Below are 25433 nucleotides of genomic sequence, written 5' to 3' on the forward strand. Positions count from 1 at the left end.
TCAGGCTCCCGCCCGCTCGAGGATGGACTCCATGAGTCCCTTGTGGTGCATGAGCGACTCGAGGTCGTCGGGTCGCTCGATCTCGCCGAAGTGGATCTGCCGCGCGCCGGTGCGCATGAAGACGATGCACCACTGCACGGCGTTGTAGACGTGGAACCACGTGAGGTCGCCGAGCGCGACGCCGGTGACCTCCTCGTACGTCGCCAGCACGTCCTCCTCGCGCAGGAAGTGCGGCATGCCGGGCATCTGCATCATCCCGGTGATCGACTCGAAGACCCGGTGCGCGAAGACCAGCCAGGACAGGTCCAGCTCGCGGGGACCGATCGCGGCCATCTCCCAGTCGAGCACGGCCACGGGGGTGAAGTCCTCGTAGATCGTGTTGCCGATCCGGGAGTCACCCCAGCACAGCACCGTCTCGCCGTTGGTCTGCGCCTCGGCCTCGACCAGGTGCTCCTCGAGCCAGGCCAGGCCCCGCTCCGCGGTGGGCGAGCGGCCGATGTCGGCGACGGCGTAGTCGTACCAGGCGCGCGTGCGGGCCAGGTTGCGAGCCAGCGGGGTCGCGCCCGGGCGGTCGGGATCGAGGAAGGCGAACGTCGTCGCCGCGTCCGGGATCGCATGCAGGGCTGCGATCGTGGCGACGGTGTTGTCCTGCAGGCGGCGCTGGTCGGCCGCGCTGGCGTCGTGCAGCCAGTTGTCACCGAAGTTGTAGGGCAGCACGTCCTGAGGGATCAGGCCGGCGACCCGGTCCATCAGGAAGAACGGCGTGCCGAGCACCGAGCCGGTCGGCTCCATGAAGCTCACCGGCGGCACCGGGACGTCGGTCAGGCTGCCGACCAGGCGCATCGCCTCGTACTGGTCCTCCAGGGCGTAGGCCTCGAAGACCGGGAAGTCCTGGGCGGCGGGCGCCACGCGAGCGACGTACTCGTGGGTGTCGCGGCTGCCGCCCTCGGTCCAGGTGGCGTCGAGGATCAGCGTCTCCGAGCTCATCCCGTTGGTGTCGATCCCGGAGTGGAGCACGACCTCGGGCTCGGCTCCGGACGGCAGCAGCCCGGCGAGCCAGTCGGCGAGCAGGCCGGGCACGGTGGCCGCGTCCCTGCTCGACCGCTGCATCTTCAGGTCCGTCGGTGGCGGCGCCTGGGTCAACGGGTCCCTCCCCGGGTGTGTGACGTGAGTCATAAGTTGACGTGCGTCAGCATTGTTGGAACACGTTCTAGTTGTCAACGGCCAGGAGCACTCTCCAGCGAGAAACTTGCGGCCTTGCATCAAAGAATGAATCGGTGTTCACTACTTGCGTGGCCTACCGACGCACCGCCGCCGTCCAGGAGCGGCTCGACGCCACCCGGATCCGCATCGTCTCGGCCGCGCACGACCTCGTCGCCGAGCACGGCTACGCCGGCTGCTCGATCGCCCTCGTCGCCGGTGCCGCCGAGGTGGCGACCGGCAGCGTCTACCGCCACTTCCCCGACAAGGGCGCCCTCTTCGCCGAGGTCTTCCGCACCTCGACCCAGCGCGAGGTCGACGCCGTCGCCGCAGCCTCGGCCCTGCCCGGGACCGTCGCCCAGCGGCTGAGCCGGGCAGTGGAGACGTTCGCCCATCGCGCCCTCGCCTCACCGCGGCTCGCCTACGCACTGATCGCCGAGCCGGTCGATCCCCGCGTCGAGGCCGAGCGTCTCGCCTACCGCGCCGCCTGGACCGACCTGTTCGCCGGCCTCGTCGACGACGGCCTCGCGAGCGGAGAGCTGCCCGGCCAGGACCCTCGCGTGAGCGCCGCCGCAGCCGTGGGGGCGATGGCGCAGGCCTTGGTCGTCCCCCTGCACCACGGCAGCGCGGAGCCCCACGTCGTACCCGAGCTGACCGCCTTCATCACCCGATCCCTAGGAGCGTCCTCATGACCGCACACACCCACGAGGTCACCAACCAGGCCCCGCCTCTGGTCGGACACGACACGTCGGCCGACCCGGGCTTGCGTGCCGCGGTCGAGCGCGAGGGCGCGGGCTGGGCCCTCGACGAGATCGGCGAGCTCGGGCGCCTGGCCGGCACCGCGCAGGCACAGGACTGGGGGCGCCTGGCCGAGCGCACTCCCCCGGTGCTGACCACGCACGACCGCTTCGGTCACCGGATCGACGAGGTCGAGTACACCCCGACCTACCACCGCCTGATGGAGACCGCGGTCGGCCACGGGCTGCACGCCGCACCCTGGGCAGACGACCGCCCCGGTGCCCACGTCGCGCGGGCAGCGAAGTTCATGGTCTGGAACGTCGACGCCGGGCACGGGTGCCCGATCTCGATGACGTACGCCGTGGTGCCTGCCCTGCGGGCCAACGCCGACCTGGCCGCGACGTACGAGCCGTTGCTCACCTCGACCACCTACGACCCCGGCCTGCGGGTCCCCTCCACCAAGCGGGGCCTGATCGCCGGCATGTCGATGACCGAGAAGCAGGGCGGCTCCGACGTACGGGCCAACACCACGCAGGCGGTGGAGCAGGCCGACGGCAGCTATCGGCTGACCGGGCACAAGTGGTTCACGTCGGCTCCGATGTCGGACCTCTTCCTGGCGCTGGCCCAGACCGATGCCGGCGTGACGTGCTTCCTGGTGCCCCGCATCCTGCCCGACGGCGAGCGCAACCCGATGCACCTGATGCGGCTCAAGGACAAGCTGGGCAACAAGTCCAACGCCTCCTCCGAGATCGAGTACGACGGCGCGGTCGCGTGGCGGGTCGGAGAGGAGGGGCGCGGGGTGCGCACCATCGTCGAGATGGTCAACATGACCCGGCTCGACTGCACCCTCGGCACCGCCTCGGGCATGCGCGCCGCCGTCGTCCAGGCGACCCACCACGCACGGCACCGGCACGCCTTCGGCAAGGCGCTGATCGACCAGCCGCTGATGCGCAACGTGCTCGCCGACCTGGTCGTCGAGTCCGAGGCGGCCACCACCGTCGCGATGCGCCTCGCGGGCGCCACCGACCGCGCCGTGCGCGGCGACAGCGACGAGGCGTCGTTCCGCCGCCTGGCGCTGGCCGTGACGAAGTACTGGGTCTGCAAGCGCGGCCCGTCGGTCGCCGGCGAGGCGATGGAGTGTCTCGGCGGCAACGGCTACGTCGAGGACTCGGGGATGCCGCGGATCTACCGCGAGCTGCCGCTGCTCTCGATCTGGGAGGGCTCGGGCAACGTCGCGGCGCTCGACGCGCTGCGCGCCATCGGACGCGAGCCGGAGTCGCTGGACCGCTTCTTCACCGAGGTCGAGGTCGCGGCCGGCGCCGACCACCGCCTGGACGACGCCCTCGCAGTGGTCAAGAAGGAGCTCTCCGACATCGACGAGATCGAGCTGCGGGGTCGACGTCTGGTCGAGCAGCTCGCCCTCGTGCTGCAGGGCTCCCTGCTCGTCCAGCACGCGCCCTCGGCCGTGGCCGACGCGTTCTGCGCGACGCGACTGGCGCGTGACTGGGGCGGAGCCTTCGGCACGATGCCCAAGGGGCTCGACCTCGACCCGATCCTGGAGCGGGCGTTCGTCGAGTCGCCGGAGGTCACCGAGGCACGAGGTGACCTCCCGGGCTGTTCGCGCTGAGCCGTTCACCGGCCGACCGGTGAATCATGCACTTGGACGATGTCCGGACATCGTCCAAGTGACCCGTTCACCGGCCAGCCGGTGAACGGGACACCGCACCAACGCTCCTACACGATGTCGCGCACCTTGACCCGGGCCTCGTCGGCCTCCTGGTCGGTGAGCTTGAGCTGGCTCTGCCGCTCGGCCTCGACGCGCCGCAGGTAGTGGTCGACCTCCTCGGCCACCCGTTCGGGGGTCCAGTCGAGCTCGGCGGCCATCAGCCTGGCTACGGCCGGGGCGGCCGCGACACCGCGGTCGAAGGTCTCGATCGAGATGCGAGTGCGGCGGGTGAGCACGTCGTCGAGGTGGCGGGCGCCCTCGTGGGTGACCGCGTAGACGACCTCGGCGGCGAGGTAGTCCTCGGCGCCCTCGAGCGGGAGCCCCAGCACGCGCCGCTCGCCGATGAGGGCGAGCAGGTCGTCGACCAGGCCGCCGTACCTGCCGAGGAGATGGTCGATCCGCGCGACGTGCAGGCCCGAACGGCGGGCGAGCAGGACCCGCTGGTTGGAGCGGGTCTCGTACCCTTCGGCGCCCGCGAGGGGCACCCGGTCGGTGATCGAGTCGCGGATCGTGATGTTGGTGGTCGTCTTCAGCGAGTGGGCCGCCGCGTCGACGGCGTCCTTGGCCATCACCCGGTAGGTCGTGTACTTGCCACCCGCGATCATCACCAGGCCGGAGACGGGCGTGACGACCGTGTGCTCGCGCGAGATCCGCGAGGTGGGCTCCGACTCCCCCGACAACAGCGGCCGCAGGCCGGCGTACACACCTTCGACGTCCTCGTGGTCCAGCGGCTCGCGCAGGATCGTGTTGACGTGGTCGAGGATGTAGTCGATGTCGGCGCGACTGGCCGCCGGGTGGGCCTTGTCGAGGTCCCACTTCGTGTCGGTCGTGCCGATGATCCAGTGCCGTCCCCACGGGATGACGAAGAGCACCGACTTCTCGGTGCGCACGATGAAGCCCGCCTCGGAGCGGATCCGGTCGCGCGGCACCACGATGTGCACGCCCTTGGACGCCTGCACGTGCAGGGCCCCGCGGCCGCCCACCATCTCCTGGATCTCGTCGGTCCACACTCCGGCCGCGTTGATGACGACGCGCGCACGCACCTCGAAGTCGGTGCCGTGCTCGAGGTCGCGGGCGGTGACGCCGACGACGCGCTCTCCCTCGCGCAGGAAGCCGGTCACCTTGACCCGCGTGGCGAGGTGGGCGCCGTACTCGGCGGCGGTGCGCGCGGTGGCCGTCACCAGCCGGGCGTCGTCGACCTGGCAGTCGTAGTAGCGGATCGCTCCGGCGATCGCCTCGGTCTTGAAGTCGGGCGCGATCCGGGCGACCTGGCGGCGGAAGAGGTGGCGGTGCTTGGGCACGCCCATGTCGTACTTGCCGGCCATCGCCATGCCGTCATACAGCACCAGACCGGCGCCGACGTAGGGGCGCTCCCAGAACCGGTGCGTCAGCGGGTAGAGGAACGGCACCGGAGTGACGAGGTGCGGCGCGAGCCGGGTGAGCAGGAGCCCGCGCTCCTGCAGGGCCTCGCGGACGAGACCGAAGTCGAGCATCTCGAGGTAGCGCAGCCCCCCGTGGATGAGCTTGGACGAGCGCGACGACGTGCCGCTGGCGAAGTCGCGCTGCTCCAGCAGGCCCGTGTTGAGGCCGCGGGTGACAGCGTCCAGGGCGACGCCCGCGCCGACGACGCCGCCACCGACGACGAGGACGTCGAGCTCGCCCTCGCCCTCGAGGCCGGACATCGTGGCGATCGCCTTGTCGCGGGCCTGGGGGCTGAGCGCGCTGTGGTTCATGCGGCCCAGTCTTGCAAAGGGGTGTGACGGTCGCGTTGCGTCACTCCGGGGCCCCGAACCGTCCCGCCGCGACCAGGGTCGCGATCCGTTCCGGTGGCAGCGTCTCCTCCACGACGTAGCGCCGCGGGCCGGAGTCGGGCGCGTGCAGCATCGTGTCGGGCGCGGTCACGAAGCCGACGTGGGTGATCCGGGTGCCCGGGCCGCCCCTGGCGAAGAACCACAGGTCGCCCGGTCGCTCGCTGCCGAGCTCGACCGGCCGGCAGGCCTCGGCCTGGTCGCAGGCGTCGCGCGGGGTGCTGATGCCGACGGCACGGAAGGCCGCGTGGGTCAGCCCGGAGCAGTCGATGCCGTCGGTGGTCAATCCGCCCCAGACGTACGGCGTGCCGAGGTAGCCGCGGGCGATCTCGACGACGCTCTCCTCGTCGTGGGCGAGGTCGGCCAGCACCACCCAGCCGGGATAGCCGCTGGGGTCCTTGGACGACGGCTGGTCCGGCACGGTCACCCGCGCCCAGGCCCCCTGGGCCTGGTGGATCTCGACCCGGTCGCCAGCGAGCAGCTGGGTCACCTGCTCCCCCTCAGGTCCCGGAGTCGCGCGGACCGCGGTCAGGCGCGTTGCTCTCATGACGTCACTCCTTCGATGCCCAGCCCCGGTCGGGCGGGCAGGCAGATCTCGTCCCGGTCGTAGGTGACCCCGCCGTCGTACGGCGACCCGCTCGCCCACCACGCGGCGTCGAGGTCGGGCAGGCTCGTCACACCGACGGCCGCCACCAAGGAGGCGGCAGCCCCGATGCCGACGTGGGACTCCATCATCGATCCCACGAACGTGCCGAAGCCGTGGCGCTGGGCGACGCCGAGCAGCTCGAGGGCCGGCGTGAGTCCGCCGCACTTGGCGAGCTTGACGTTGACCAGGTCCGCCGCGTCGCAGCGGATGATCTCCACGAGGTCCTCGAGGGTGAAGAGCGACTCGTCGGCCATGATCGGCGTCTCGACGCTGGCCGTCACGTGCGCCAGTCCGAGGACGTCGCCGGCCGGCACCGGCTGCTCGACGACCTCGACGCCGACGCCGGCGTCCTCGAGGGCACGGATCGCCGCGATGGCCGCGAACGCGTCCCAACCCTGGTTGGCGTCCAGGCGCAGGCCGACCTCCGGCCCGACGGCGTCGCGCACCGCCCGCACCCGCGCCACGTCGGTGGCGGCGTCGGTGCCGACCTTGAGCTTGAGGGTGCTGAACCCGTCGGCGACCCGCGCCCGCGCTGCGTCCGCCAGTCCCTCGGCGTCACCGGCAGCGAGGGTCACGTCGGTGCGCACGCGCGTCGCGGTGCCGGCGCCCTCAGGTCTGCCGGCCAGGCGGGCCAGGTGCACGGCGAGGGGCACGCCGGCCCGGCGCGCCGCCAGGTCGTGCAGGGCGACGTCGGCGGCCATCTTGGCCGACCGGTTGCCCACCACCGCCCGCTGGATGATGGGCGCGGTCTCGACCGGATCGGCCGGGGCTGCCACGAGCGCGTCCGCGAGGGGACCGTCGAGACAGGCCCGCGATCCGGCGAGCGAGTCGCCGGTCACCTGCCAGACCTGGGGTGCCTCGCCCCAGCCCGTGCAGCCGTCCGAGTCGGTGAGTCGCACGAGCACGGTCTCGATCGTGGTCGTGCGGCGCAGCGCGGTCACGAACGGGGTGTGCAGCGGCAGGCTGAGCAGGCTCGTCTCGACGTGCGCGATGCGCGGCGCGCCTCCGCCCGTAGCCGCCGTCATCGGCGTCGCTCCCATGCCTGGGCGGCGAGGTCGGCGATCCGCCGGTTGCCGTCGTCGTACGAGACCCCGGCGAGGCGGGTGAGCACCACGAGCGCGAACGGCTGGCCGCCCTGCCCGGCCGACGGTCGCACGATCGCCATGTCGTGGGTGTGGTCGTCGATCCAGCCGGTCTTGTTGGCGATCGTGGTGCCCGCCGGAAGCCCCGCGGGGATCGCGTCGCGATAGTGCTGGTCGAGCAGGATCTCCTCCACCGCCGACGGTGTGTGGGCCAGCAGCCCGCCCAGGTCGCGGGCGGTGACGACGTTGGAGATGCCGGCCCGCTGCGCCGGTGAGTCGTCGATGCCCCGCACGACCTGCGTCCGATCGCTGCACCCGGCCTCGGACAGCACGGAGGTGACCTCGTCGATCCCGACCGCCTCGAGGAGCAGGTTGGTCGCGAGGTTGCCCGACATCACCAGCGCGCGCCGACGCAGCTCCCGCAGCGTCGTACGACTGTCCTGCGTGGCCGCCTCGTCCCAGGTCGCGTCGTCCTGGTCGTCATCACGGTCGAGGACGTAGCGTCGGCCGGCCACGACCGAGTCGAAGTCGTCGTGCACCAGCACCTCGGCGTCGAGGTCGATCTCCCCGCGCTCGTGGCGCCGCTGCGCGGCGGTGGCGATCGGCAGCTTCATCAGGCTGGCGGAGTACGCCGGCTCGTCGGCGTCCTGCTCCCACCACGTCGTGCCGTCGAGGGCGCCGAGCCACACCGCCACGAGGTCCATCTCTGCCACGCCGCAACCCTGCCACGTGGTACTCCTGGGTGATGAACCGCGTGCAGCAGCTCCTCGGGGTCGAGATCCCGATCGTCCAGGCCCCGATGACCTACATCGCCCGCGCGGAGCTGGCCGCGGCTGTCTCCGAAGCGGGCGGGATGGGCATCATCGAGACCCTGACCCCGGAGGGGCAGGCCGACCTTAAGCGCGTGCGCGACCTCACCGACAAGCCGGTGGGCGCCAACCTGATGATCCAGGGTTGGAAGCACGACCCGTCGATCGTCGACGTCCTCGTCGACGCCGGGGTGTCCTACGTCGCCACGTCGGCCGGTGACCCGGGGTTGTTCACCGAGCGCCTCAAGGACGCCGGCATCACCGTCTTCCACGTCGTCGGCAACCTGCGCGGAGCCCACAAGGCGGCCGCGGCCGGGGTCGACGGCCTCGTGGTCGAGGGGGTCGAGGGCGGCGGCTTCAAGGGCGCGCTCAGCCCCTCGACGATGGTGCTGCTGCCCCTCGTCGCCTCGCAGGTCGACCTTCCGATCATCTCCGCCGGAGGCATCTGCGACGCCGCCACGATGGCCGCGGCGTTCGTCCTCGGCGCCGAGGGCGTGCAGATGGGCACCCGGATGCTGGCCACCGTCGAGTCCGGCGTCCACCAGAACTTCAAGGACGCCATCGTGGCCGCAGGCGACGACGGCACGACGATGCTGAGCGTCCCGGGCAACCCGACGATGCGGGTCCTGCGCAACGAGCTCGGCGCGGGTGCCGCGGCCGGCGACGCCAAGCTGCTGGGGAGGATCACCGACCTCTACTTCGAGGGCGACATGGAGGCCAGCGTCGCCAACACCGGCCAGGTCTCGGCCCGGATCGATGACGTCCTGCCGGTCGCGGACGTCGTCCGCGGGATGTGGGACGGCGTGCAGGCTGCTCTCGAGGGCGGGCACAGCCGCCTGGGCTGAGACTCGGGGCAACCGATGCGCGACTCGGCGCGTCTCCCCCGTATGACCCCTACCCGCCGCCGACGGACGCTGGTGGCCTTCGTCGTGCTCGTCACGGTGGCATTGACGCTGGTGGACGCTCTCGTCCCGCACGACGGCGTGGATCCGACCGCGTCCGCCGCGGCGACGGCCCCGACCTCCCCGGTCCTGGTCACGCCGACGCCCTCCGCAGCTCCCCCGCCACCGACGCCCCCGGCGACCCCGCCGCCCGCCCCGCCGCCACCCACTGCTCCTCCCCGTCGGGCAACGCTGGTGATGGCCGGCGACCTGCTGTGGCACAACACCGTGTGGCGGTCGGCGGCCGCCGACCACGCCGTCACGGGCAACGGGCGCGACGGGTTCGACTTCGACCCGATGTTCTCCGCGGTCAGGCCGCTCCTCCGACTCGCAGACGTGGCACTGTGCCACGAGGAGGTGCCCTTCGCACTCCCCGGCGAACCGCTGCAGAGCTACCCGGTCTTCGCCGCGCCCCCGGCGGTGGCGCCGTGGATCGCGAGCATGGGCTTCGACGGGTGCACGACGGCCTCCAACCACTCCGTCGACCAGGGCTGGGAGGGGTTGAAGCACACTGCGGACCTCCTGTCGGACAACGGCGTTGCCCCGATCGGGACCTTCACCAGCAAGCGCGACCGACGCCGACCGGTGATCCTGACCACCGACGGCGGGGTGCGGATCGGCGTCGTGGCGGGCACCTACGGGCTCAACGGATTCCCCCTTCCTCAGGGACGACCCTGGAGCGTGTCGTTGTGGGACGCCGAGAACCTGCTCCACCAGGCCCGGCGCGCACGCGAGGCCGGCGCCGACATCGTGGTCGTCCACCTGCACGGCGGCAACGAGTACGACCACCTCCCCAGTGCCGACCAGGTCGCGCTGGTCGACGAGCTCACCCGCTCCGACGACGTCGACCTCGTCCTCGGCGAGCACGCTCACGTCGTCCAGCCGATCACCAAGGTCAACGGCACGTGGGTGGTCTACGGCATGGGCAACCTGGTGGCGCAGCAGGAGACGAGTCGCCCCGACACCTATGCGGGGATCGCGGTCCGCTTCGCCTTCCGGGAGCGAACGGACGGGACCTTCGGCGTCCGCGAGGTCGCGTACGTGCCGCTGACCTGGAACGTCTTCGGCGCCCCCGGTCCGATCCGGGTACGACGAGTGGTGCACGACCTCCGCGACGGCGTCGGGGACCGCGCGCACCTGCTCGCCGTACGGGCGTCGGTACGTGCCGCCGTGCACGGGCTCGGGCGCCGACCGATGCTGCGGGAGCGGTAGCCGGGGGGAGCTAGCCCGACACGCGTGCCGCCGCGACGGCCTCCTCGAGGCCGCGGGCGGCCAGCCGGTCCGCCCGCTCGTTGCCCGCGTCGCCGGCGTGACCCTTGACCCAGTGCCAGTGCACGTCGTGGTGCTCGACGGCGGCCTTGAGCTGCTTCCAGAGGTCGACGTTCTTCACCGGTTGCTTGGCCTTGGTCTGCCAACCGTTGCGCTCCCAGCCGACCACCCACTGGGTGATGCCGCTGCGCACGTAGGTGCTGTCGGTGTAGAGCTCGACGCGGACACGCCGCTTGAGCACCGTCAACGCCTGGATCGGAGCCATCAGCTCCATCCGGTTGTTGGTGGTTGCTCCCGCCTCACCACCGCACAGCTCGAGCTCGTGGCTGCCTTGACGAAGCAGGGCTCCCCAGCCCCCGGGGCCCGGGTTGGGGATGCAGGCGCCGTCGGTGTGGATGGTGACGACGTCCAGCTCGCTCACTCGACGACGACCTCGACGCGCTGGAACTCCTTGAGGTCGGTGTAGCCGGTCGTCGCCATCGAACGACGCAGGGCACCGATGAGGTTCATCGTGCCGTCGGCGACGCGCGAAGGCCCGAAGAGGATCTCCTCCAGACTGCCGACCTGCTCGAACTGCACCCGCTGACCGCGCGGAAGGTCGGCGTGGTGGGCCTCGGCGCCCCAGTGGAAGCCGCGGCCGGGAGAGTCGGTCGCGCGCGCGAAGGGCGAGCCCACCATCACCGCGTCGGCGCCGCAGGCGATCGCCTTGGCCAGGTCGCCGGACTTGCCGATCGAGCCGTCGGCGATGACGTGGACGTAGCGACCGCCCGACTCGTCGAGGTAGTCGCGTCGCGCGGCCGCGACGTCGGCGATGGCACTCGCCATCGGGACCGCGACCCCCAGGACGGTACGGGTGGTGTGGGCGGCGCCGCCGCCGAAACCCACCAGCACGCCGGCAGCGCCGGTACGCATCAGGTGCAGTGCCGCCTGGTGGGTCGCGCAGCCGCCGACGATCACGGGCACGTCGAGCTCGTAGATGAACTCCTTCAGGTTGAGCGGCTCGGCCTGCGAGGAGACGTGCTCGGCCGAGACCGTGGTGCCGCGGATGACGAACATGTCGACACCGCCGTCGACCACAGCCTTGGCGAACTCCTGGGTGCGCTGCGGGGAGAGCGACCCCGCCACGGTCACGCCGGCCGCGCGCATCTCGCGCAGACGCTCGGTGATCAGGTCGGGCTTGATCGGCTCGGTGTAGATCTCCTGCATCCGCACCGTCGCCTCGATGCCCTGCAGACCGGCCACCTCGGCGAGGAGGTCGCTCGGGTCGTCGTACCGCGTCCAGAGTCCCTCGAGGTTGAGCACCCCGAGGCCCCCGAAGCCGCCCAGCGCGATCGCGGTGGCCGGCGACATGACCGAGTCCATCGGCGCAGCCAGCACGGGCAGCGAGAACCGGTAGGCGTCGATCTGCCAGTCGATGCTGACCTCCTCCGGGTCGCGCGTGCGCCGGGAGGGCACGATCGCGATGTCGTCGAAGGAGTAGGCGCGCCGGGCGCGCTTGGCCTGGCCAATCTGGATCTCGGTCACGCGCGCACCCTATCTGCGCGGCTCACCGGTCAGCGACCCGAGTAGTTGGGCGCCTCGACCGTCATCTGTACGCCGTGGGGGTGGCTCTCGGCGAGCGAGGCGGAGGTGATCCTCACGAACCGGCCCTTGTGCTGCAGCTCGGGCACGGTGCGCGAGCCGGTGTAGAACATCGACTGGTTGAGGCCGCCGACCAGCTGGTGAGCCACGGCGGAGAGGGTGCCGCGGTAGGCGACCTGGCCCTCGATGCCCTCGGGCACCAGTTGGTCGTCGCTGACGACCTCGGCCTGGAAGTAGCGATCCTTGGAGTAGGACTTCTTGCTGCGGCTCGACATCGCGCCGAGCGAGCCCATGCCGCGGTAGGCCTTGTACTGCTTGCCGTTGACGAAGACGAGGTCCCCGGGCGACTCCTCGCAGCCGGCGAGCAGCGACCCGAGCATGACGGAGTCGGCGCCGGCGACGATGGCCTTGGCGATCTCGCCGGAGTGCTTCATGCCGCCGTCGGCGATGACGGGCACGCCGGCCGGCTTGCAGGCCAGGGACGCCTCGTAGACCGCGGTGATCTGGGGAACGCCCACTCCGGTCACCACGCGCGTCGTGCAGATGGAGCCGGGTCCGACCCCGACCTTGACCGCGTCGGCGCCGGCGTCGACGAACGCCTGGGCCCCCTCACGGGTGGCCACGTTGCCGCCGATCACCTGGACCTGCTTGGTCGCCGGGTCGGACTTGAGCCGCTGGACCATCTCCAGCAGCATCCGCACGTTGCCGTGGGCGGTGTCGGCGACGAGCACGTCGACGCCCGCGTCGATGAGGGTGGTCGCGCGCTGCCAGGCGTCGCCGAAGTAGCCGATCGCGGCGCCGACCATCAGGCGGCCGTGGGCGTCGTTGGAGGCGAGCGGGAACTGCTCGGACTTCACGAAGTCCTTGACCGTGATCAGTCCGCCCAGTCGACCGTCGGCATCGACCAGCGGGAGCCGCTCGCGCTTGTGCTTGCGCAGCAGCGTGGTCGCCTCGTCGCGGGAGATGCCGATCGGGCCGGTGATCAGCGGCATCGGGGTCATCACCTCGTCGACCTTGGTGGTCGGCCACTGCGCGACCGGGGTGAAGCGCAGGTCGCGGTTGGTGATGATGCCGATGAGCAGGTTGTCGGTGTCGACGACCGGGAGGCCGGAGACGCGGTACTCCCCGCAGATCCGGTCGAGGTCCTCGAGGGTCCTGTCCGGGGTGATCGTGACGGGGTTGGAGATGATGCCCGTCTGGGTCCGCTTGACGAGGTCGACCTGGTAGGCCTGGTCCTCGATCGACAGGTTGCGGTGCAGCACGCCGATGCCGCCCTCGCGGGCCATCGCGATCGCCATCCGCGACTCGGTGACGGTGTCCATCGCCGCGCTGATCAGCGGCACCTTGAGCGTGATCTCGCGGGTCAGCCGCGAGCTCGTGTCGATCTCGTCCGGCGCCAGGTCGCTGTGACCGGGCAGCAGCAGCACGTCGTCGTAGGTGAGACCAAGGGCGGCGAACTTCTCGGGGACCTCCACAGGGGTGAGTCTACTGCCGGGCTTGGGCCGCTCGGGTGTGGCCCGTCCTTGGTCCGTCCGACAGGCTGGGGGGGTGACCGAGTCTCTTCCCGCCCATGTCCTCGTCCTCTTCGGCGCCACCGGCGACCTGGCCGCCCGCAAGCTGTTCCCCGGGCTCTACCGTCTCGCCGAGGCCGGCCGGCTCCCCCACGACTACGTGATCATCGGCAGCGGCCGTCACTCCCCCGGCACTGACGACGAGTTCCGCCAGCAGGTGCGTGACGGCCTCGACGACACCGTCGGCGACGAGCTGGACAGCGACGCGGTCGACGACTTCCTGGGCCGGATCTCCTTCCAGACGGCCGACGCCGACGACGGGGCCGACCTGGCCGCCAAGGTCCGCGAGGCCGAGGAGGCCTTCGACCACGAGGGCGCCGACACCTCCGACGTACGGCGCCTGCTGTATCTCTCGCTGCCGCCGGCCGCGATGCAGCCGATGATCGCGATGCTCGACCGCGAGAGCCTCACCGACCGGGCCCGGATGGTCATCGAGAAGCCGTTCGGCCTCGACCTGGAGTCCTCGCGCGAGCTGGACGCGGCGATCAAGGACGTCGTCGACGAGGACCAGGTCTATCGAATCGACCACTTCCTGGGGAAGGAGGCGGTGCAGAACATCCTGGCCCTGCGCTTCGCCAACGGTCTCTTCGAGCCCGCCTGGAACGCCACCAGCATCGAGTCGGTCCAGATCGACGTCCCCGAGACCCTCGCGATGGAGGGTCGCGGCAGCTTCTACGAGTCGACCGGGTGCCTGCGCGACATGGTCTCGACGCACCTGTGCCAGCTGCTCGGGTTCGTCGCCTTCGAGGACCCCGACAACCTCGACGAGAAGTGCGTGCGCGACGCCAAGGCCACGTTGTTCGAGGCGATCCGTCCGCTGGACCACGGCCGCGTCGTCTTCGGGCAGTACGACGGCTACCGCGACGAGGAGGACGTCGCCGACGACTCCGAGGTCGAGACCTTCGTGGCCATGGAGGTCTTCATCGACAACGACCGCTGGCGCGACGTGCCGTTCTACCTGCGCACCGGCAAGGCCCTGGCGGCCTCACGTCGCACCATCACGCTGCGCTTCCGCACCCCGCACACGACCGTGCTCAGGGGCGCGGAGCCGCTGGCCAACGAGCTGGTCCTCGAGCTGACCGACGACCCGAGGATCACGATCGACGTCCGCGCCAAGCTCCCCGGTCCGACCATGGACCTCACGGGTGCCAGCTTCCGCCTCGACCTCGGCGACGACGTGCCCGACGGCGAGCCGCTGGAGGCCTACGAACGACTCCTGCTCGACGTGCTCAACGGGGAGCGAACCTTCTTCACCCGCTCCGACGAGGTCGACCGCCTGTGGCAGGTCATCCAGCCGCTGCTGGACGACCCGCCCGAGGTGCTGCCCTACGAACAGGGATCGTGGGGGCCGCAGGCCGCGGTCGACCTGGTCGCCCACGGGTGGCGGCTCGGCGGCGACGCCTGATGCACCGCCGCCCCGACGACGAGTCCGAGTACCAGCCGATCTCGGACCACGGCATCATCGGCGACCTGCGCACCTGCGCCCTGGTCGACGACGACGCCACCATCGACTGGTTCTGCGCGGGGCGCTTCGACCGGCCGAGCGTGTTCGGCTCCGTGCTGGACCCCGACGCCGGCTCCTGGACCATGCAGGTGATCGACGGAGCCACTCGTACCGCGCAGTTCTACTTCCCCGACTCCGCGATCCTGGTCACCCGCTTCCTCACCGAGGAGGGCGTCGCCGAGGTCCACGACTTCATGCCGGTCGTCGCCGCCCACGAGCCGCACCACCGCCAGCGCATCGTGCGTCGGGTGACCTGCGTGCGCGGGGCGGTCACGGTGCGCACCGAGCTGCGGGCCCGGCCCGACTACGGACGCTGTGTGCCCGACGTCGAGGCCGGTGACGGGTTCGTGACGATCACCGGCGCGGACCTGCGCCTGGGACTGACCGCCACCCATCCCCTCGACACCTCCGACGCGACGGTGCGGGCCGAGGTGCAGCTCAGGGCCGGCGAGGAGGCCCGCTTCGCACTCCACGTCCTCGAGGACGACGAGGTGCCCAGCGACGCCGATGTCGGCGACCTGTTCGAGCGCACCGCTGCCTACTGGCGCTCGTGGCTGAGCCAGTCGACGTACACCGGCCGCTGGCGCGAGATGGTGGACCGCTCGGCGATCACCCTCAAGCTCCTGACCCACGAGCCCACCGGGGCGATCATCGCCGCCCCCACGACGAGCCTCCCGGAGGAGATCGGCGGCGGACGCAACTGGGACTACCGCTTCGTCTGGATCCGCGACGCCGCGTTCAGCCTCTACGCCCTGCTGCGACTGGGCTTCACCGACGAGGCGGCCTCCTTCATGGCCTGGCTCTCGCGTCGCCTCGGCGAGCGGACCGAGAGCGACGACGGCTCCGACCTCGGACCCTTGCGCGTGCTCTACGACATCGACGGCAAGGTCCCCGACGCGGAGTACGAGCTCGACCACCTGCGTGGCTACCTCGACTCCCGTCCGGTGCGGGTCGGCAACGCGGCCGTCGACCAGCTGCAGCTGGACATCTACGGCGAGCTGATCGACTCGGTCTACCTCTTCAACAAGTACGGTCCCGGCCTCTCGCACGATGCGTGGAGCGACCTGACCGCGGTCGTCGAGTGGTTGATGGACAACTGGCAGCGCGACGACGCCGGCATGTGGGAGATCCGCGACGACTTCCGCGCCCACACGACGTCGCGGCTGATGTGCTGGGTCGCGATCGAGCGGATGATGCGCACCGCCCGTCAGCGCGGCCTGCCGGGCGACCTGAGCCGGTGGGGCCAGGTCCGCGACGAGATCTACACCCGCATCATGGAGCACAGCTGGGATCCCGACGTCGGCGCGTTCATGGACGCCGAGGGCAGTGACAGCGTCGATGCCGGCGTCCTGCTGATGCCGTTGGTGAAGTTCGTGGCGCCCGACGACCCGCGCTTCCTCTCGACGCTCGCCGTGATCGAGGAGCGGCTGGTCTCCGACAGCCTGGTCTTCCGCTACGACCTCGGGCGCACGACCGACGGCCTCGACGGACCCGAGGGCACCTTCTCGCTCTGCTCGTTCTGGTACGTCGAGGCGCTCACCCGCGCCGGTCGGCTCGACGACGCCCGCCTGGCGCTGGAGAAGATGTTCACCTACGCCAACCACCTGGGCCTCTACGCCGAGCAGGTGGGTCTGACCGGCGAGCAGCTGGGCAACTTCCCGCAGGCCTTCACCCACCTGAGCCTGATCAGTGCGGCGATGAACCTCGACCGTGAGCTCGGGTGAGCCGGGATCCAGGGTGGGGGAAGTCTCCCCACGTCGTCGGAGACTCCTCCTACTCCGCGAGCGGCTTCAGCTCCCGCACCGCGATCCGCACGGTCAGCGTCTCGCCGGCCATCCGGATCCGGCCACGCATCCCGGCCGCGAGCACCATCGGCAGCACGGCCCGGTTGTCGTGCGCGGTCGTCAGGATGACCTCCTCGGCGCCGAGTCGCCGAGCCAGGCGCGCGGAGTCGCCCAGGAGTCGGGTGCCGATGCCGCGGCGCTGCCAGGCGGCGTCGACGTCGATGTCGATCGCGCGGACCACGTCGTTCTCGTCCTCGGGCGGATGGACGACGGCCAGGCCGACGGTCGTGCCGTCGGCCATCGCGACCACCCTCGAGCCGCGCACGGCGTACGTCGGCGTGGCGCCGCTGCCCATCCGTCGGCCGCCCGACGGCGAGAAGGCCGGCCGCTCGCGTCCGAGGACGTCGCTGACCAGCTCTGCCATCGCGGCGCCGCGCGCGTGCTCGGTCGCGGTGAAGGGGGCCACGCGACGAATCTGCACCAGCACGTCGGCGACCGACATCTCCATCACGTCGTGCACGTCCGAGGCGGGTGCGATGTCGGCGTCGAACAGGTGCGCCACCACGTCCGGGAAGGACGCCGGCTGGGCCAGCACCGCCCGGGCGGCCTGCACGTAGCGGGTCGGCTGGTCCGACAGCGCCTCCTCGGTGCACCGCTGGGCGTTGACGTTCTCGCCGCCCGCCCTGCCGAGCAGCGCGGCGAGTCGCTCGTCGTCCCAGTCGTCGGGCGTGCTGAGGACCAGCTCGTCGGTGACCTGCCCGCCGCCGGGGAAGACCTGGAGCCCCAGGATGTTGACCCCGGCTCGCCCACACTCGTCGGCGAGCACGGCGAGGGACCCGGGCCGGTCGGGCAGGGTGGTGCGCACTCTCCACAGCATGTGCCGAGGTTCCTCCGTTGACGTTGCCCGATCAAGTCTCGCCGGTTTCCGGCCGCGAACACCTGGTCAGATCGGGCTGATGTTGGCGACCAACCACTCCCCGTCGACCCGGGCAAGCCGGACGAGCACCCGGTTGCGGGTGAGGACCTGCGGTGGGTCCGACCGTGCGAGCGTGCGGCTCTGCACCAGCACCTGATCGACGTACGCCAGGGCCAGGACCGTCTGCGAGTCGATCACCCGCACCAGCCCGGCACCGCGCACCTGAGCCTGCGCGATGGCGCGTTGACGCCTGGCGAGCGGTCGGGCGGAGGAGTTGAACGACGCGGTGAACGCCTCCGCGAAGGTCGGTGTCATGACGGCGGTCGCGTCGTCGAGGCCGCCGGGCAGGTCGCGGAAGTCATAGCTCAGCGCGACCGGCAACAGCTCCACCGCCGCCGCCACCGCCGGCCCGCCGGGCCCCTCCAGGTCGGCAGCCTGGTAGGTCCCCACGCCGCCGTCGGCACCCGGAAGGTCGGCCGGAGGTCGGGGGTCTGGTCGGGTGAGCGCCAGGGCCAGACTGAGTGCGGAGCCGATCAGGACCAGGATCGTCAGCACCGGTACGACGTTGCGGGGCGCGAGCCGGGGACGCAGCGACGCCATCAGGCCACCTCGTCCACGGCAGCGACCAGCCACTCGTCCTCGACCCACTGCAGGACGACGCGGGTGCGGTAGGCACCGGTGCTGCGTTGCTCACCACGCTGGGTCGTCACGTCGACCGACACCAGCAGCTGGGCGACGTTCTGGGAGAGGTACTCGGTCGCCACGCCGTTGTCCGGGAGGGCCGCACTCAGCCGCAGCCTCTGCCCCCTCACCCGACGCGCGAGCGCGGCCGCGGTCTCGTCGTACTCCTCGACGAAGTCCGGCGTACCGAGGTCCCGCAGCCGGTCCATGTCGGCCTCGACGCTGGTGAAGTCGATCGTGAAGTACGTGCGGGCCGCGAGGCGTGCTCGCGCCACGGCCTGCTGTGCGGCGCCGTCGCCGAGCGAGCCCGATCCGATGTCGGCCGGCTGCACGGCGATCTCCTCCGGCAGGGGCTCGCGTCGATCCAGCAGCAGGACCACGGACGTGGCCACCAGCGCCACGAGCAGCACCCCCAGCACTCCCGGGAGCACCCAGAAGCGCCACGGAGTGCGGCCCTGCCCGATCGACAGCTCGATCGACTCTCTCGCCCCACCCTCGGCGCTCATGAGATCCGAGGCCCCGTCCGGCCGGGTGGGCCGAAGAGCAGCGCCAGCCGCTCCCGGTTCGACGACGCACCACGCACGTCCTGCCACAGCCGGGCGTAGTGGCCGAACTGCAGGGTCACGACGTCGTAGGTCCCCACCGGCGTGGTCAGGCCGTACGTCGGCCGGTGCCGCTCGGCGACGAAGGTCCCGAAGAGCCGGTCCCAGACGATGAAGATGCCGGCGTAGTTGCTGTCGAGGTACTCGGGGTCGGAGCCGTGGTGGACCCGGTGGTGCGACGGGGTGTTGAAGACCAGCTCGATCGGCGCCCACAGCTTGTCGACGACCTCGGTGTGGACCGCGAACTGGTAGATCAGGTTGAACGCGAACGCCACGTAGATCGTCCACGGCGAGAACCCGAGCAACGGCAGCGGCAGGAAGAAGATCAGCTCGAACCAGGGGTTCCACTTCTGTCGCAGCGCGGTGGTGAAGTTCATGTACTCACTCGAGTGGTGGGCCTGGTGGGCTGCCCAGCCGACGTTGACGCGGTGCACGAACCGGTGGTTGGCGTAGAAGAGCAGGTCGAGCGTGACGATCAGCAGCAGCCAGTACCACCAGGTGTCGGTCGGCAGCTCCCACGGTGCGAGGAAGACGAAGGCCGCGGTGAAGACGAAGAAGGAGCCGATCTTGAAGATCGTCGTGCTGACCAGGGAGCCGGCACCCATCAGGAGGCTGGCCCGCGAGTCGCGTGCCTCGTAGCCGCGCAGCGCCACCGCGGTGGGCCCGCCCTGACCCGCGGGCTCGTCGTTGTCGAGCCAGCGCAGGGCGGCGAGCTCGACCAGGATCGTCAGGACGAAGAACGGCACCGCGTAGGTGATCGGGTTCTTGAGGGGGTCGAGGATCTCCTGCAGGTCGTGCACGGCACCACCCTGTCACGACCAGGCTCCCGATGACGCCGAAAACGACGCTGACCCGTCACACATGTGTGACGGGTCAGCGGTGGTGCGGGGGTCAGGCGGCGATCAGTGGCCGTGACCGTGGCCGTGACCGGCGTCGCCGGCCTCGTCCTCGTCCTCGGGCTTCTCCACGATCAGCGTCTCGGTCGTCAGCAGCATGGCCGCGATCGAGGTGGCGTTGACCAGGGCGGACCGGGTGACCTTGACCGGGTCGATGACACCGGCGGCGACCAGGTCGCCGTACTCCTCGGTCGCGGCGTTGTAGCCGTGGCCGACGCCGAGCTCGCGGACCTTCGTGGTGACGACGTAGCCGTTGACGCCGCCGTTCTCGGCGATCCAGCGCAGGGGCTCGTCGGCCGACTTGCGCACGATGCGCACGCCCGTCGCCTCGTCGCCGGTCAGGCCCAGGTCGCCGTCGAGCGCGGAAACGGCGTGGATGAGCGCCGAGCCGCCGCCGGCGACGATGCCCTCCTCGATGGCCGCACGAGTCGCCGAGACGGCGTCCTCGATGCGGTGCTTCTTCTCCTTCAGCTCCACCTCGGTGGCGGCGCCGACCTTGACCACGCAGACTCCGCCGGCCAGCTTGGCCAGGCGCTCCTGCAGCTTCTCGCGGTCCCAGTCGGAGTCGGAGTTCTCGATCTCGGCCTTGATCTGGTTGACGCGGCCCTCGACCTCGGCCGTGTCACCGGCGCCGTCGACGATCGTGGTGTTGTCCTTGGTGATCACGACACGACGCGCGGTGCCGAGCACCTCGAGGCCGACCTGGTCGAGCTTGAGGCCGACCTCGGGCGCGATGACCTGACCACCGGTCAGGGTCGCGATGTCCTGCATCATCGCCTTGCGACGGTCGCCGAACGCGGGGCTCTTGACGGCCACGGCGTTGAAGGTCCCGCGGATCTTGTTGACCACCAGGGTCGAGAGCGCCTCGCCGTCGACGTCCTCGGCGAGGATGAAGAGCGGCTTGCCCGCCTGGATGACCTTCTCCAGCAGCGGCAGCAGGTCGGCGATCGCGGAGATCTTGCCCTGGTGCAGGAGGATGTAGGGGTCGTCGAGGACGGCCTCCATGCGCTCGGGGTCGGTCACGAAGTACTGCGACAGGTAGCCCTTGTCGAACTGCATGCCCTCGGTGAACTCCAGCTCGGTGCCCATGGTGTTGGACTCCTCGACGGTGATCACGCCGTCCTTGCCGACCTTGTCGAAGGCCTCGGCGAGCAGCTCGCCGATGTGCTTGTCGCGGCTCGAGATGGTCGCGACCGCGGTCATGTCCTCGACGGACTCGACGTCGCGGGCGGCGGTGGCCAGGGCCTCGCCGACCGCGGCCGAGGCCGCGTCCATGCCGCGCTTGAGACCCATCGGGTTGGCACCGGCGGCCACGGCGCGCAGGCCCTCGTGGACCATCGCCTGGGCGAGCACGGTGGCGGTGGTGGTGCCGTCACCGGCGACGTCGTTCGTCTTGGTGGCGACCTCCTTGGTCAGCTGGGCGCCGAGGTTCTCGAACGGGTCGTCGAGCTCGATCTCACGCGCGACGGTGACACCGTCGTTGGTGATGGTCGGCGCGCCCCACTTCTTGTCCAGCACGACGTAGCGACCCTTGGGGCCGAGCGTCACCTTGACGGCGTTGGCGAGAGCGTCCACGCCGCGCTCGAGGGCGCGGCGGGCGTTCTCGTCGAACTCCAAAATCTTGGGCATCTGGTGTGACTCCTTCTTCTACTGCTGTTGCGGTGAAAGGCACGGGAAAACGAGCTCGGGCCGTGTGCCCGAGGACGACCGATCGGTCGCGCTCAGGCACACGACCCGGTGCTGTGACGCGGCTGAGGGAAGATCAGCCGACCACGGCGAGCACGTCGCGCGCGGAGAGGATGAGGAACTCCTCGCCGGCGTACTTGACCTCGGTGCCGCCGTACTTGCTGTAGATGACCTTGTCGCCGACGGCGACGTCCATCGGGACGCGGCCGTCGCCGTCCTCGTTGAAGCGGCCGGGGCCGATCGCCACGACCTCGCCCTCCTGGGGCTTCTCCTTGGCGGTGTCCGGGATGACCAGGCCAGAAGCCGTGGTCTGCTCGGCGTCGAGCTGCTTGACGACGATGCGGTCCTCGAGGGGCTTGATGTTGACCGACACGATGTCGACCTCCACTTTCCGTGTGAATCAGCGTCTCTGCGGAATGACGGGCGGACGGGCGTCCGCCCCACGTTGGGGCAAGCGGTGAGGTACGCCGTCGCGGGGGTCGCACCTCGTGGCTTGCACTGGCACACTCACGGGGAGAGTGCCAGCACCGAAACTAGCACTCACGCCCGGCGAGTGCCAGAGGGGGGTTCGTCCTGGCAGGATCGCCTGATGGACCTCGATGCGTTCCGGTGGCTGCTGACCGACGACGGCGCCGCCCTGCTCGCCCGAGCCACCGACCTCGCGGGAGGCCCCGAGCTCGCGATCCAGGCCGAGCTGCGTCGTACGGCGTCGCCCGAGCGGGTCGCGGCAGCGCTGACCCAGGTGGAGCTGCGCGCACGCGGCGCCGCGAAGTTCGGCTCCGACGCCGCTCGGATGTTCTTCACCCCCGACGGGCTCGAGCAGGCCACGCGTGCGCGCGTGGCCACCCATCGCGCGGGACGGCTGCAGGCGTTCGGCACCGCCACGCTGGTCGACCTCGGGTGCGGCATCGGGGGTGACCTGCTGGCGAGTGCTCGCGCGGGCATCACCTGCGCCGGGGTCGACCTCGACCCGGTCCGGGTGGCCGTGGCCGAGGCCAACCTCGCCGCCCTCGGCCTGGCGGGCGCGGTGATGGTCGCCGACGTCACCGCGCTCGACACCTCCCCGTTCGAGGTCGCCTTCGCCGACCCCGCGCGGCGCACGGGCGCGGGTCGCAGCTTTCGTGTCGAGGACTGGACCCCACCGTGGCCCTTCGTGGAGAGGCTGCTTGCCCGGGACTCCTGCGTCAAGGTCGCTCCCGGCATCCCCCACGACCTGGTGCCCGAGGGCGTCGAGGCCGAGTGGGTCAGCGACCGCGGCGAGGTCAAGGAGGCGGCGCTGTGGTCCGGCCGCCTGGCCACGACGGCGCGCAGGGCCACCGTCATCGGCGACGGCGGTCTCGCGACGCTCACCGAGGACGACGACCCCGGGGCGGCCGCGATCGGCGTACGTCCGCCCGCGGAGTTCCTCTACGAGCCCGACGGCGCGGTGATCAGGGCCGGCCTCGTCACCGCGGTCGCCGCCGGCGTGCAGGGCGGCCTGGTCGACGAGCACATCGCCTACGTCACCTCCGACGCCTCGTTGCGCACTCCGTACGCGCGCGGCTACCGGGTGGTCGAGGCCCTCCCCTATCGAGAGAAGCAGCTCAAGGCGGCCCTGCGCGAGCGGGGCATCGGAAGGCTGACCATCAAGAAGCGCGGCGTCGACGTGGTCCCCGAGCAGCTGCGCAAGCGGCTGGCGCTGCGCGGGGACAACGAGGCCACGCTGGTGCTCACCCGGGCTGCGGGTGGGGGTATCGCCCTCCTGGTCGAGCCGTTCTGACCGACGACAGTCATCTCGACGACCACCGGACGACAGAAAGGACTTGCCAGAGCGTCGGTCCCGACCACTAGCGTGAGACCCATGTTCGGTGCCCTCGGCCGCGTGGCCTCTCGTCGTCCCTGGTTCATCATCGCCGGCTGGCTCGTCTTCGCCGGGCTGGTCGTGGCCTTCGCCCCGGCGTTGGAGGCGACCACCGACCAGTCGGAGTTCCTGCCCTCGGACTACGAGTCGATCCAGGCCGCCGAGCTGCAGGCGGAGGCCTTCCCCGACACCAACAGCACCGTGGGAGCCATCGTGGTCTTCGACCGCGCCGACGGGTCCCCGCTCTCGGCCGAGGACCTCGGCGCCGCCAACCAGGTGATGGCCGACCTCGCTCCCGACCTGGGTGACGCCCTCGACCGGGTTCAGCCGATCGACCCGAGCAACCCCGACGTCCTGGTGACCCCCTCGCAGAACCAGCAGATCGGATTCTCCATCATCGGGCTCGCCGAGGGTGCGACCGGCTATGCGCCGGAGGAGTTCGAGAGCGTGACGGACCTGCGCGACGACCTGGACGCCGCGCTCGACGGCACGGATCTCGAGGCCGGCGTCACCGGCGCGCTGGCTCAGGGCTACGACTCCCAGGAGGCCTCGGGCAACGCGCTGGCGATCGTCGGTGCCGCCACCGTGCTCCTCATCGTCGTGCTCCTCACGGTGATCTTCCGCAGCGTGATCATCACCCTGATGCCGCTGGTGATCGTCGGGATCGTCTCCACGATCGCCACCGGCCTGATCGCCTGGGCCAACGACCTCTTCGACCTCAAGGCGAGCAGCGACGTCGAGGTGATCCTGCTGGTCGTGCTCTACGGCATCGGCACCGACTACATCCTCTTCTTCCTGTTCCGCTACCGCGAACGGTTGCGCGAGGGCGAGGACACGAAGTCGGCCGTCGCCCATGCCCTGGAGCGCGCCGGTGAGGCCATCGCCTCCGCCGGGGGCGCGGTGATCGTCGCGTTCATGGCGCTCGTCCTCAGCTCCCTGGGCATCTTCCGCTCGATCGGGCCGGCCCTGGCGATCGCCGTCGCCGTGACCCTGCTCGCGGCGCTGACCCTCGTGCCGGCCGTGGTCACCCTGCTGGGCAAGGCCCTCTTCTGGCCGTCGAAGAAGTACCTCGTCGAGCCCACGGGGGCGCGCTTCGCCGCGATCGGGTCCGCCCTCGGTCGACACCCTGGGCGCTTCGCGATCGCGTCGGGTGGGGTCCTGACCATCCTCGCGGTGATCGCGTTCTCGTTCAGCCCGACCTTCGACCTCGGCGACTCCGGCCTGCCCGACGACGTCGAGTCCGTCGTCGCCACCGACAAGTTCACCGACAACGTCTCGGCCGGAGCCAGCGACCCCGGCTACATCATGCTGACCTCCGACGAGGAGATCACCCAGGACGATGCAGCCGCCTTCGCCGAGCAGATCGCCGGCGCCCGAGGAGTCGCCTCGGCCCAGCCGGCTCAGGCCTCTGCGGACAGCACCACCTGGCAGATCACGTTCCTGCTCGACGAGAACCCCTCGTCCGACGCCGCCATCAACGACGTCGAAGGCCCCGTGCGCGACGCCGCTGCCGCCGCGGCACCCAGCGGAACCGAGGCCTTCGTCGGCGGCACCACGTCGATCTTCGTGGACTTCCAGAAGGCGATGAGCCGGGACTACTCGGTGGTCTTCCCCGTCGCCGCCCTGGTGATCATGGTGATCCTGGCCCTGCTGCTGCGCAGCCTCGTCGCCCCCGTCTACCTGATGGTCTCGGTGGGCCTCGGCTTCGCGGCGACCCTCGGCATGACGACCTTGGTCTTCCAGCACATCGGTGGGGCCGACGGACTGATCTTCCTGCTGCCGATCTACATCTATCTCTTCGTCGTCGCGCTCGGCACCGACTACAACATCTTGATGGTGGCTCGTCTGCGCGAGGAGTCCCGCGAGGGCAAGAGCCCGCACGACGCCGCGGCGCTCGCCGTACGCCATGCCGGGCCCACGATCGCCGCGGCCGGGGTGATCCTGGCCGGCACGTTCGGCTCGCTGATGCTCGGCGGCAACTCGCTGCTGGTCTCGATGGGCTTCGCGCTGTCGTTCGGCATCCTGGTGGCTGCGTTCGTGATGTCGATGTTCTTCACCCCCGCCATCACCGCGCTCCTCGGCCACCGGGCCTGGTGGCCGGGGCACGGCGACGAGAAGCGCGCCGACGAGCCCGAGCTCGCCGACGCCTGACC

At 70.8% G+C, this 25433-nt stretch carries 22 protein-coding genes; 8 read left to right on the top strand and 14 right to left on the bottom strand.

Features of this window, described 5'->3' with window-relative positions; translation table 11 throughout:
* On the bottom strand, nucleotides 1-1110 hold the full coding sequence (locus Q1K33_RS06180; RefSeq protein WP_300401795.1) for a phosphotransferase family protein: 1110 nt from the start codon (nucleotides 1108-1110) through the stop codon (nucleotides 1-3).
* A 167-nt stretch (nucleotides 1111-1277) separates the two neighbouring features.
* Here Q1K33_RS06180 and Q1K33_RS06185 point away from each other — a divergent pair, with 167 nt between their 5' ends.
* Nucleotides 1278-1892 (top strand): TetR/AcrR family transcriptional regulator, encoded by a 615-nt coding sequence (locus tag Q1K33_RS06185; RefSeq protein WP_300401797.1) that lies wholly within the window; start codon nucleotides 1278-1280, stop codon nucleotides 1890-1892.
* A complete protein-coding gene (locus Q1K33_RS06190) occupies nucleotides 1889-3565 on the top strand; it encodes an acyl-CoA dehydrogenase family protein (RefSeq protein WP_300401799.1) in 1677 nt (558 codons plus the stop codon). Before Q1K33_RS06185 ends, Q1K33_RS06190 begins: the two co-directional genes overlap by 4 nt.
* Before the next feature lie 107 nt (nucleotides 3566-3672).
* On the opposite strand, the gene Q1K33_RS06195 is transcribed toward Q1K33_RS06190, so the two are convergent.
* The 4 genes from Q1K33_RS06195 to Q1K33_RS06210 are packed head-to-tail and all read right to left on the bottom strand — an operon-like array spanning nucleotide 3673 to nucleotide 7904.
* The gene (locus tag Q1K33_RS06195) at nucleotides 3673-5397 is read right to left on the bottom strand and encodes a glycerol-3-phosphate dehydrogenase/oxidase (protein ID WP_300401802.1); all 1725 of its coding nucleotides are present in this window, start codon (nucleotides 5395-5397) and stop codon (nucleotides 3673-3675) included.
* Nucleotides 5398-5437: 40 nt separating this feature from the next.
* A complete protein-coding gene (locus Q1K33_RS06200) occupies nucleotides 5438-6019 on the bottom strand; it encodes a C40 family peptidase (RefSeq protein WP_300401804.1) in 582 nt (193 codons plus the stop codon).
* Nucleotides 6016-7143, bottom strand: a complete 1128-nt coding sequence (locus tag Q1K33_RS06205) for a dipeptide epimerase (protein WP_300401807.1) — start codon at nucleotides 7141-7143, stop codon at nucleotides 6016-6018. The genes Q1K33_RS06200 and Q1K33_RS06205 overlap by 4 nt, the downstream gene beginning before the upstream one ends.
* Nucleotides 7140-7904: a serine hydrolase gene (locus Q1K33_RS06210; protein ID WP_300401898.1), complete on the bottom strand. Its 765-nt coding sequence runs from the start codon at nucleotides 7902-7904 to the stop codon at nucleotides 7140-7142. The genes Q1K33_RS06205 and Q1K33_RS06210 overlap by 4 nt, the downstream gene beginning before the upstream one ends.
* Before the next feature lie 41 nt (nucleotides 7905-7945).
* Here Q1K33_RS06210 and Q1K33_RS06215 point away from each other — a divergent pair, with 41 nt between their 5' ends.
* Together Q1K33_RS06215 and Q1K33_RS06220 are read left to right on the top strand one after the other, a co-directional pair.
* Nucleotides 7946-8854 (top strand): nitronate monooxygenase, encoded by a 909-nt coding sequence (locus Q1K33_RS06215; RefSeq protein ID WP_300401810.1) that lies wholly within the window; start codon nucleotides 7946-7948, stop codon nucleotides 8852-8854.
* Nucleotides 8855-8896: 42 nt separating this feature from the next.
* Nucleotides 8897-10162, top strand: a complete 1266-nt coding sequence (locus Q1K33_RS06220; protein ID WP_300401812.1) for a CapA family protein — start codon at nucleotides 8897-8899, stop codon at nucleotides 10160-10162.
* A 10-nt stretch (nucleotides 10163-10172) separates the two neighbouring features.
* On the opposite strand, the gene rnhA is transcribed toward Q1K33_RS06220, so the two are convergent.
* Genes rnhA through guaB form a run of 3 tightly spaced genes read right to left on the bottom strand, consistent with a single transcriptional unit; the run spans nucleotide 10173 to nucleotide 13275 of the window.
* Complete coding sequence (rnhA, locus tag Q1K33_RS06225) at nucleotides 10173-10631, bottom strand: ribonuclease HI (RefSeq protein WP_363319646.1); 459 nt, start codon at nucleotides 10629-10631, stop codon at nucleotides 10173-10175.
* Nucleotides 10632-10636: 5 nt separating this feature from the next.
* Nucleotides 10637-11743, bottom strand: coding sequence for a GuaB3 family IMP dehydrogenase-related protein (locus tag Q1K33_RS06230; RefSeq protein ID WP_300401816.1), 1107 nt, complete (start codon nucleotides 11741-11743; stop codon nucleotides 10637-10639).
* 29 nt (nucleotides 11744-11772) lie between these two features.
* The gene (guaB, locus tag Q1K33_RS06235) at nucleotides 11773-13275 is read right to left on the bottom strand and encodes an IMP dehydrogenase (protein ID WP_300401819.1); all 1503 of its coding nucleotides are present in this window, start codon (nucleotides 13273-13275) and stop codon (nucleotides 11773-11775) included.
* 73 nt (nucleotides 13276-13348) lie between these two features.
* On the opposite strand from guaB, the gene zwf reads away from it, so the two are divergent.
* Both zwf and Q1K33_RS06245 read left to right on the top strand, forming a co-directional pair.
* Nucleotides 13349-14776: a glucose-6-phosphate dehydrogenase gene (gene zwf, locus Q1K33_RS06240; RefSeq protein ID WP_300401822.1), complete on the top strand. Its 1428-nt coding sequence runs from the start codon at nucleotides 13349-13351 to the stop codon at nucleotides 14774-14776.
* Nucleotides 14776-16599 carry a glycoside hydrolase family 15 protein gene (locus Q1K33_RS06245; protein WP_300401824.1) on the top strand — a complete coding sequence of 608 codons (1824 nt, stop codon included), beginning with the start codon at nucleotides 14776-14778 and terminating at the stop codon, nucleotides 16597-16599. The genes zwf and Q1K33_RS06245 overlap by 1 nt, the downstream gene beginning before the upstream one ends.
* Nucleotides 16600-16648: 49 nt before the next feature.
* On the opposite strand, the gene Q1K33_RS06250 is transcribed toward Q1K33_RS06245, so the two are convergent.
* The 6 genes from Q1K33_RS06250 to groES all read right to left on the bottom strand — a co-directional run bounded on the left by Q1K33_RS06250 (nucleotide 16649) and on the right by groES (nucleotide 21813).
* Nucleotides 16649-17524 carry a GNAT family N-acetyltransferase gene (locus tag Q1K33_RS06250; protein ID WP_300401826.1) on the bottom strand — a complete coding sequence of 292 codons (876 nt, stop codon included), beginning with the start codon at nucleotides 17522-17524 and terminating at the stop codon, nucleotides 16649-16651.
* Between the two features lie 78 nt (nucleotides 17525-17602).
* Complete coding sequence (locus Q1K33_RS06255) at nucleotides 17603-18175, bottom strand: hypothetical protein (RefSeq protein WP_300401828.1); 573 nt, start codon at nucleotides 18173-18175, stop codon at nucleotides 17603-17605.
* On the bottom strand, nucleotides 18175-18762 hold the full coding sequence (locus Q1K33_RS06260; protein WP_300401830.1) for a hypothetical protein: 588 nt from the start codon (nucleotides 18760-18762) through the stop codon (nucleotides 18175-18177). The genes Q1K33_RS06255 and Q1K33_RS06260 overlap by 1 nt, the downstream gene beginning before the upstream one ends.
* On the bottom strand, nucleotides 18759-19658 hold the full coding sequence (locus tag Q1K33_RS06265; RefSeq protein WP_300401833.1) for a sterol desaturase family protein: 900 nt from the start codon (nucleotides 19656-19658) through the stop codon (nucleotides 18759-18761). The genes Q1K33_RS06260 and Q1K33_RS06265 overlap by 4 nt, the downstream gene beginning before the upstream one ends.
* A 102-nt stretch (nucleotides 19659-19760) precedes the next feature.
* Nucleotides 19761-21383 (bottom strand): chaperonin GroEL, encoded by a 1623-nt coding sequence (gene groL, locus Q1K33_RS06270; protein WP_300401835.1) that lies wholly within the window; start codon nucleotides 21381-21383, stop codon nucleotides 19761-19763.
* A 133-nt stretch (nucleotides 21384-21516) separates the two neighbouring features.
* A complete protein-coding gene (gene groES, locus Q1K33_RS06275) occupies nucleotides 21517-21813 on the bottom strand; it encodes a co-chaperone GroES (protein ID WP_300401900.1) in 297 nt (98 codons plus the stop codon).
* Between the two features lie 216 nt (nucleotides 21814-22029).
* Here groES and Q1K33_RS06280 point away from each other — a divergent pair, with 216 nt between their 5' ends.
* Together Q1K33_RS06280 and Q1K33_RS06285 are read left to right on the top strand one after the other, a co-directional pair.
* A complete protein-coding gene (locus Q1K33_RS06280) occupies nucleotides 22030-23199 on the top strand; it encodes a class I SAM-dependent methyltransferase (protein ID WP_300401838.1) in 1170 nt (389 codons plus the stop codon).
* A gap of 81 nt (nucleotides 23200-23280) precedes the next feature.
* Entirely contained in the window at nucleotides 23281-25431 is a 2151-nt protein-coding gene (locus tag Q1K33_RS06285; protein ID WP_300401840.1) for an MMPL family transporter, read from the top strand.
* Nucleotides 25432-25433 lie beyond the last annotated feature (2 nt).

Origin of the sequence: Nocardioides sp., from assembly GCF_029937575.1 — a bacterium.
In the GTDB taxonomy this organism is placed as follows: Bacteria; Actinomycetota; Actinomycetes; order Propionibacteriales; family Nocardioidaceae; genus Nocardioides.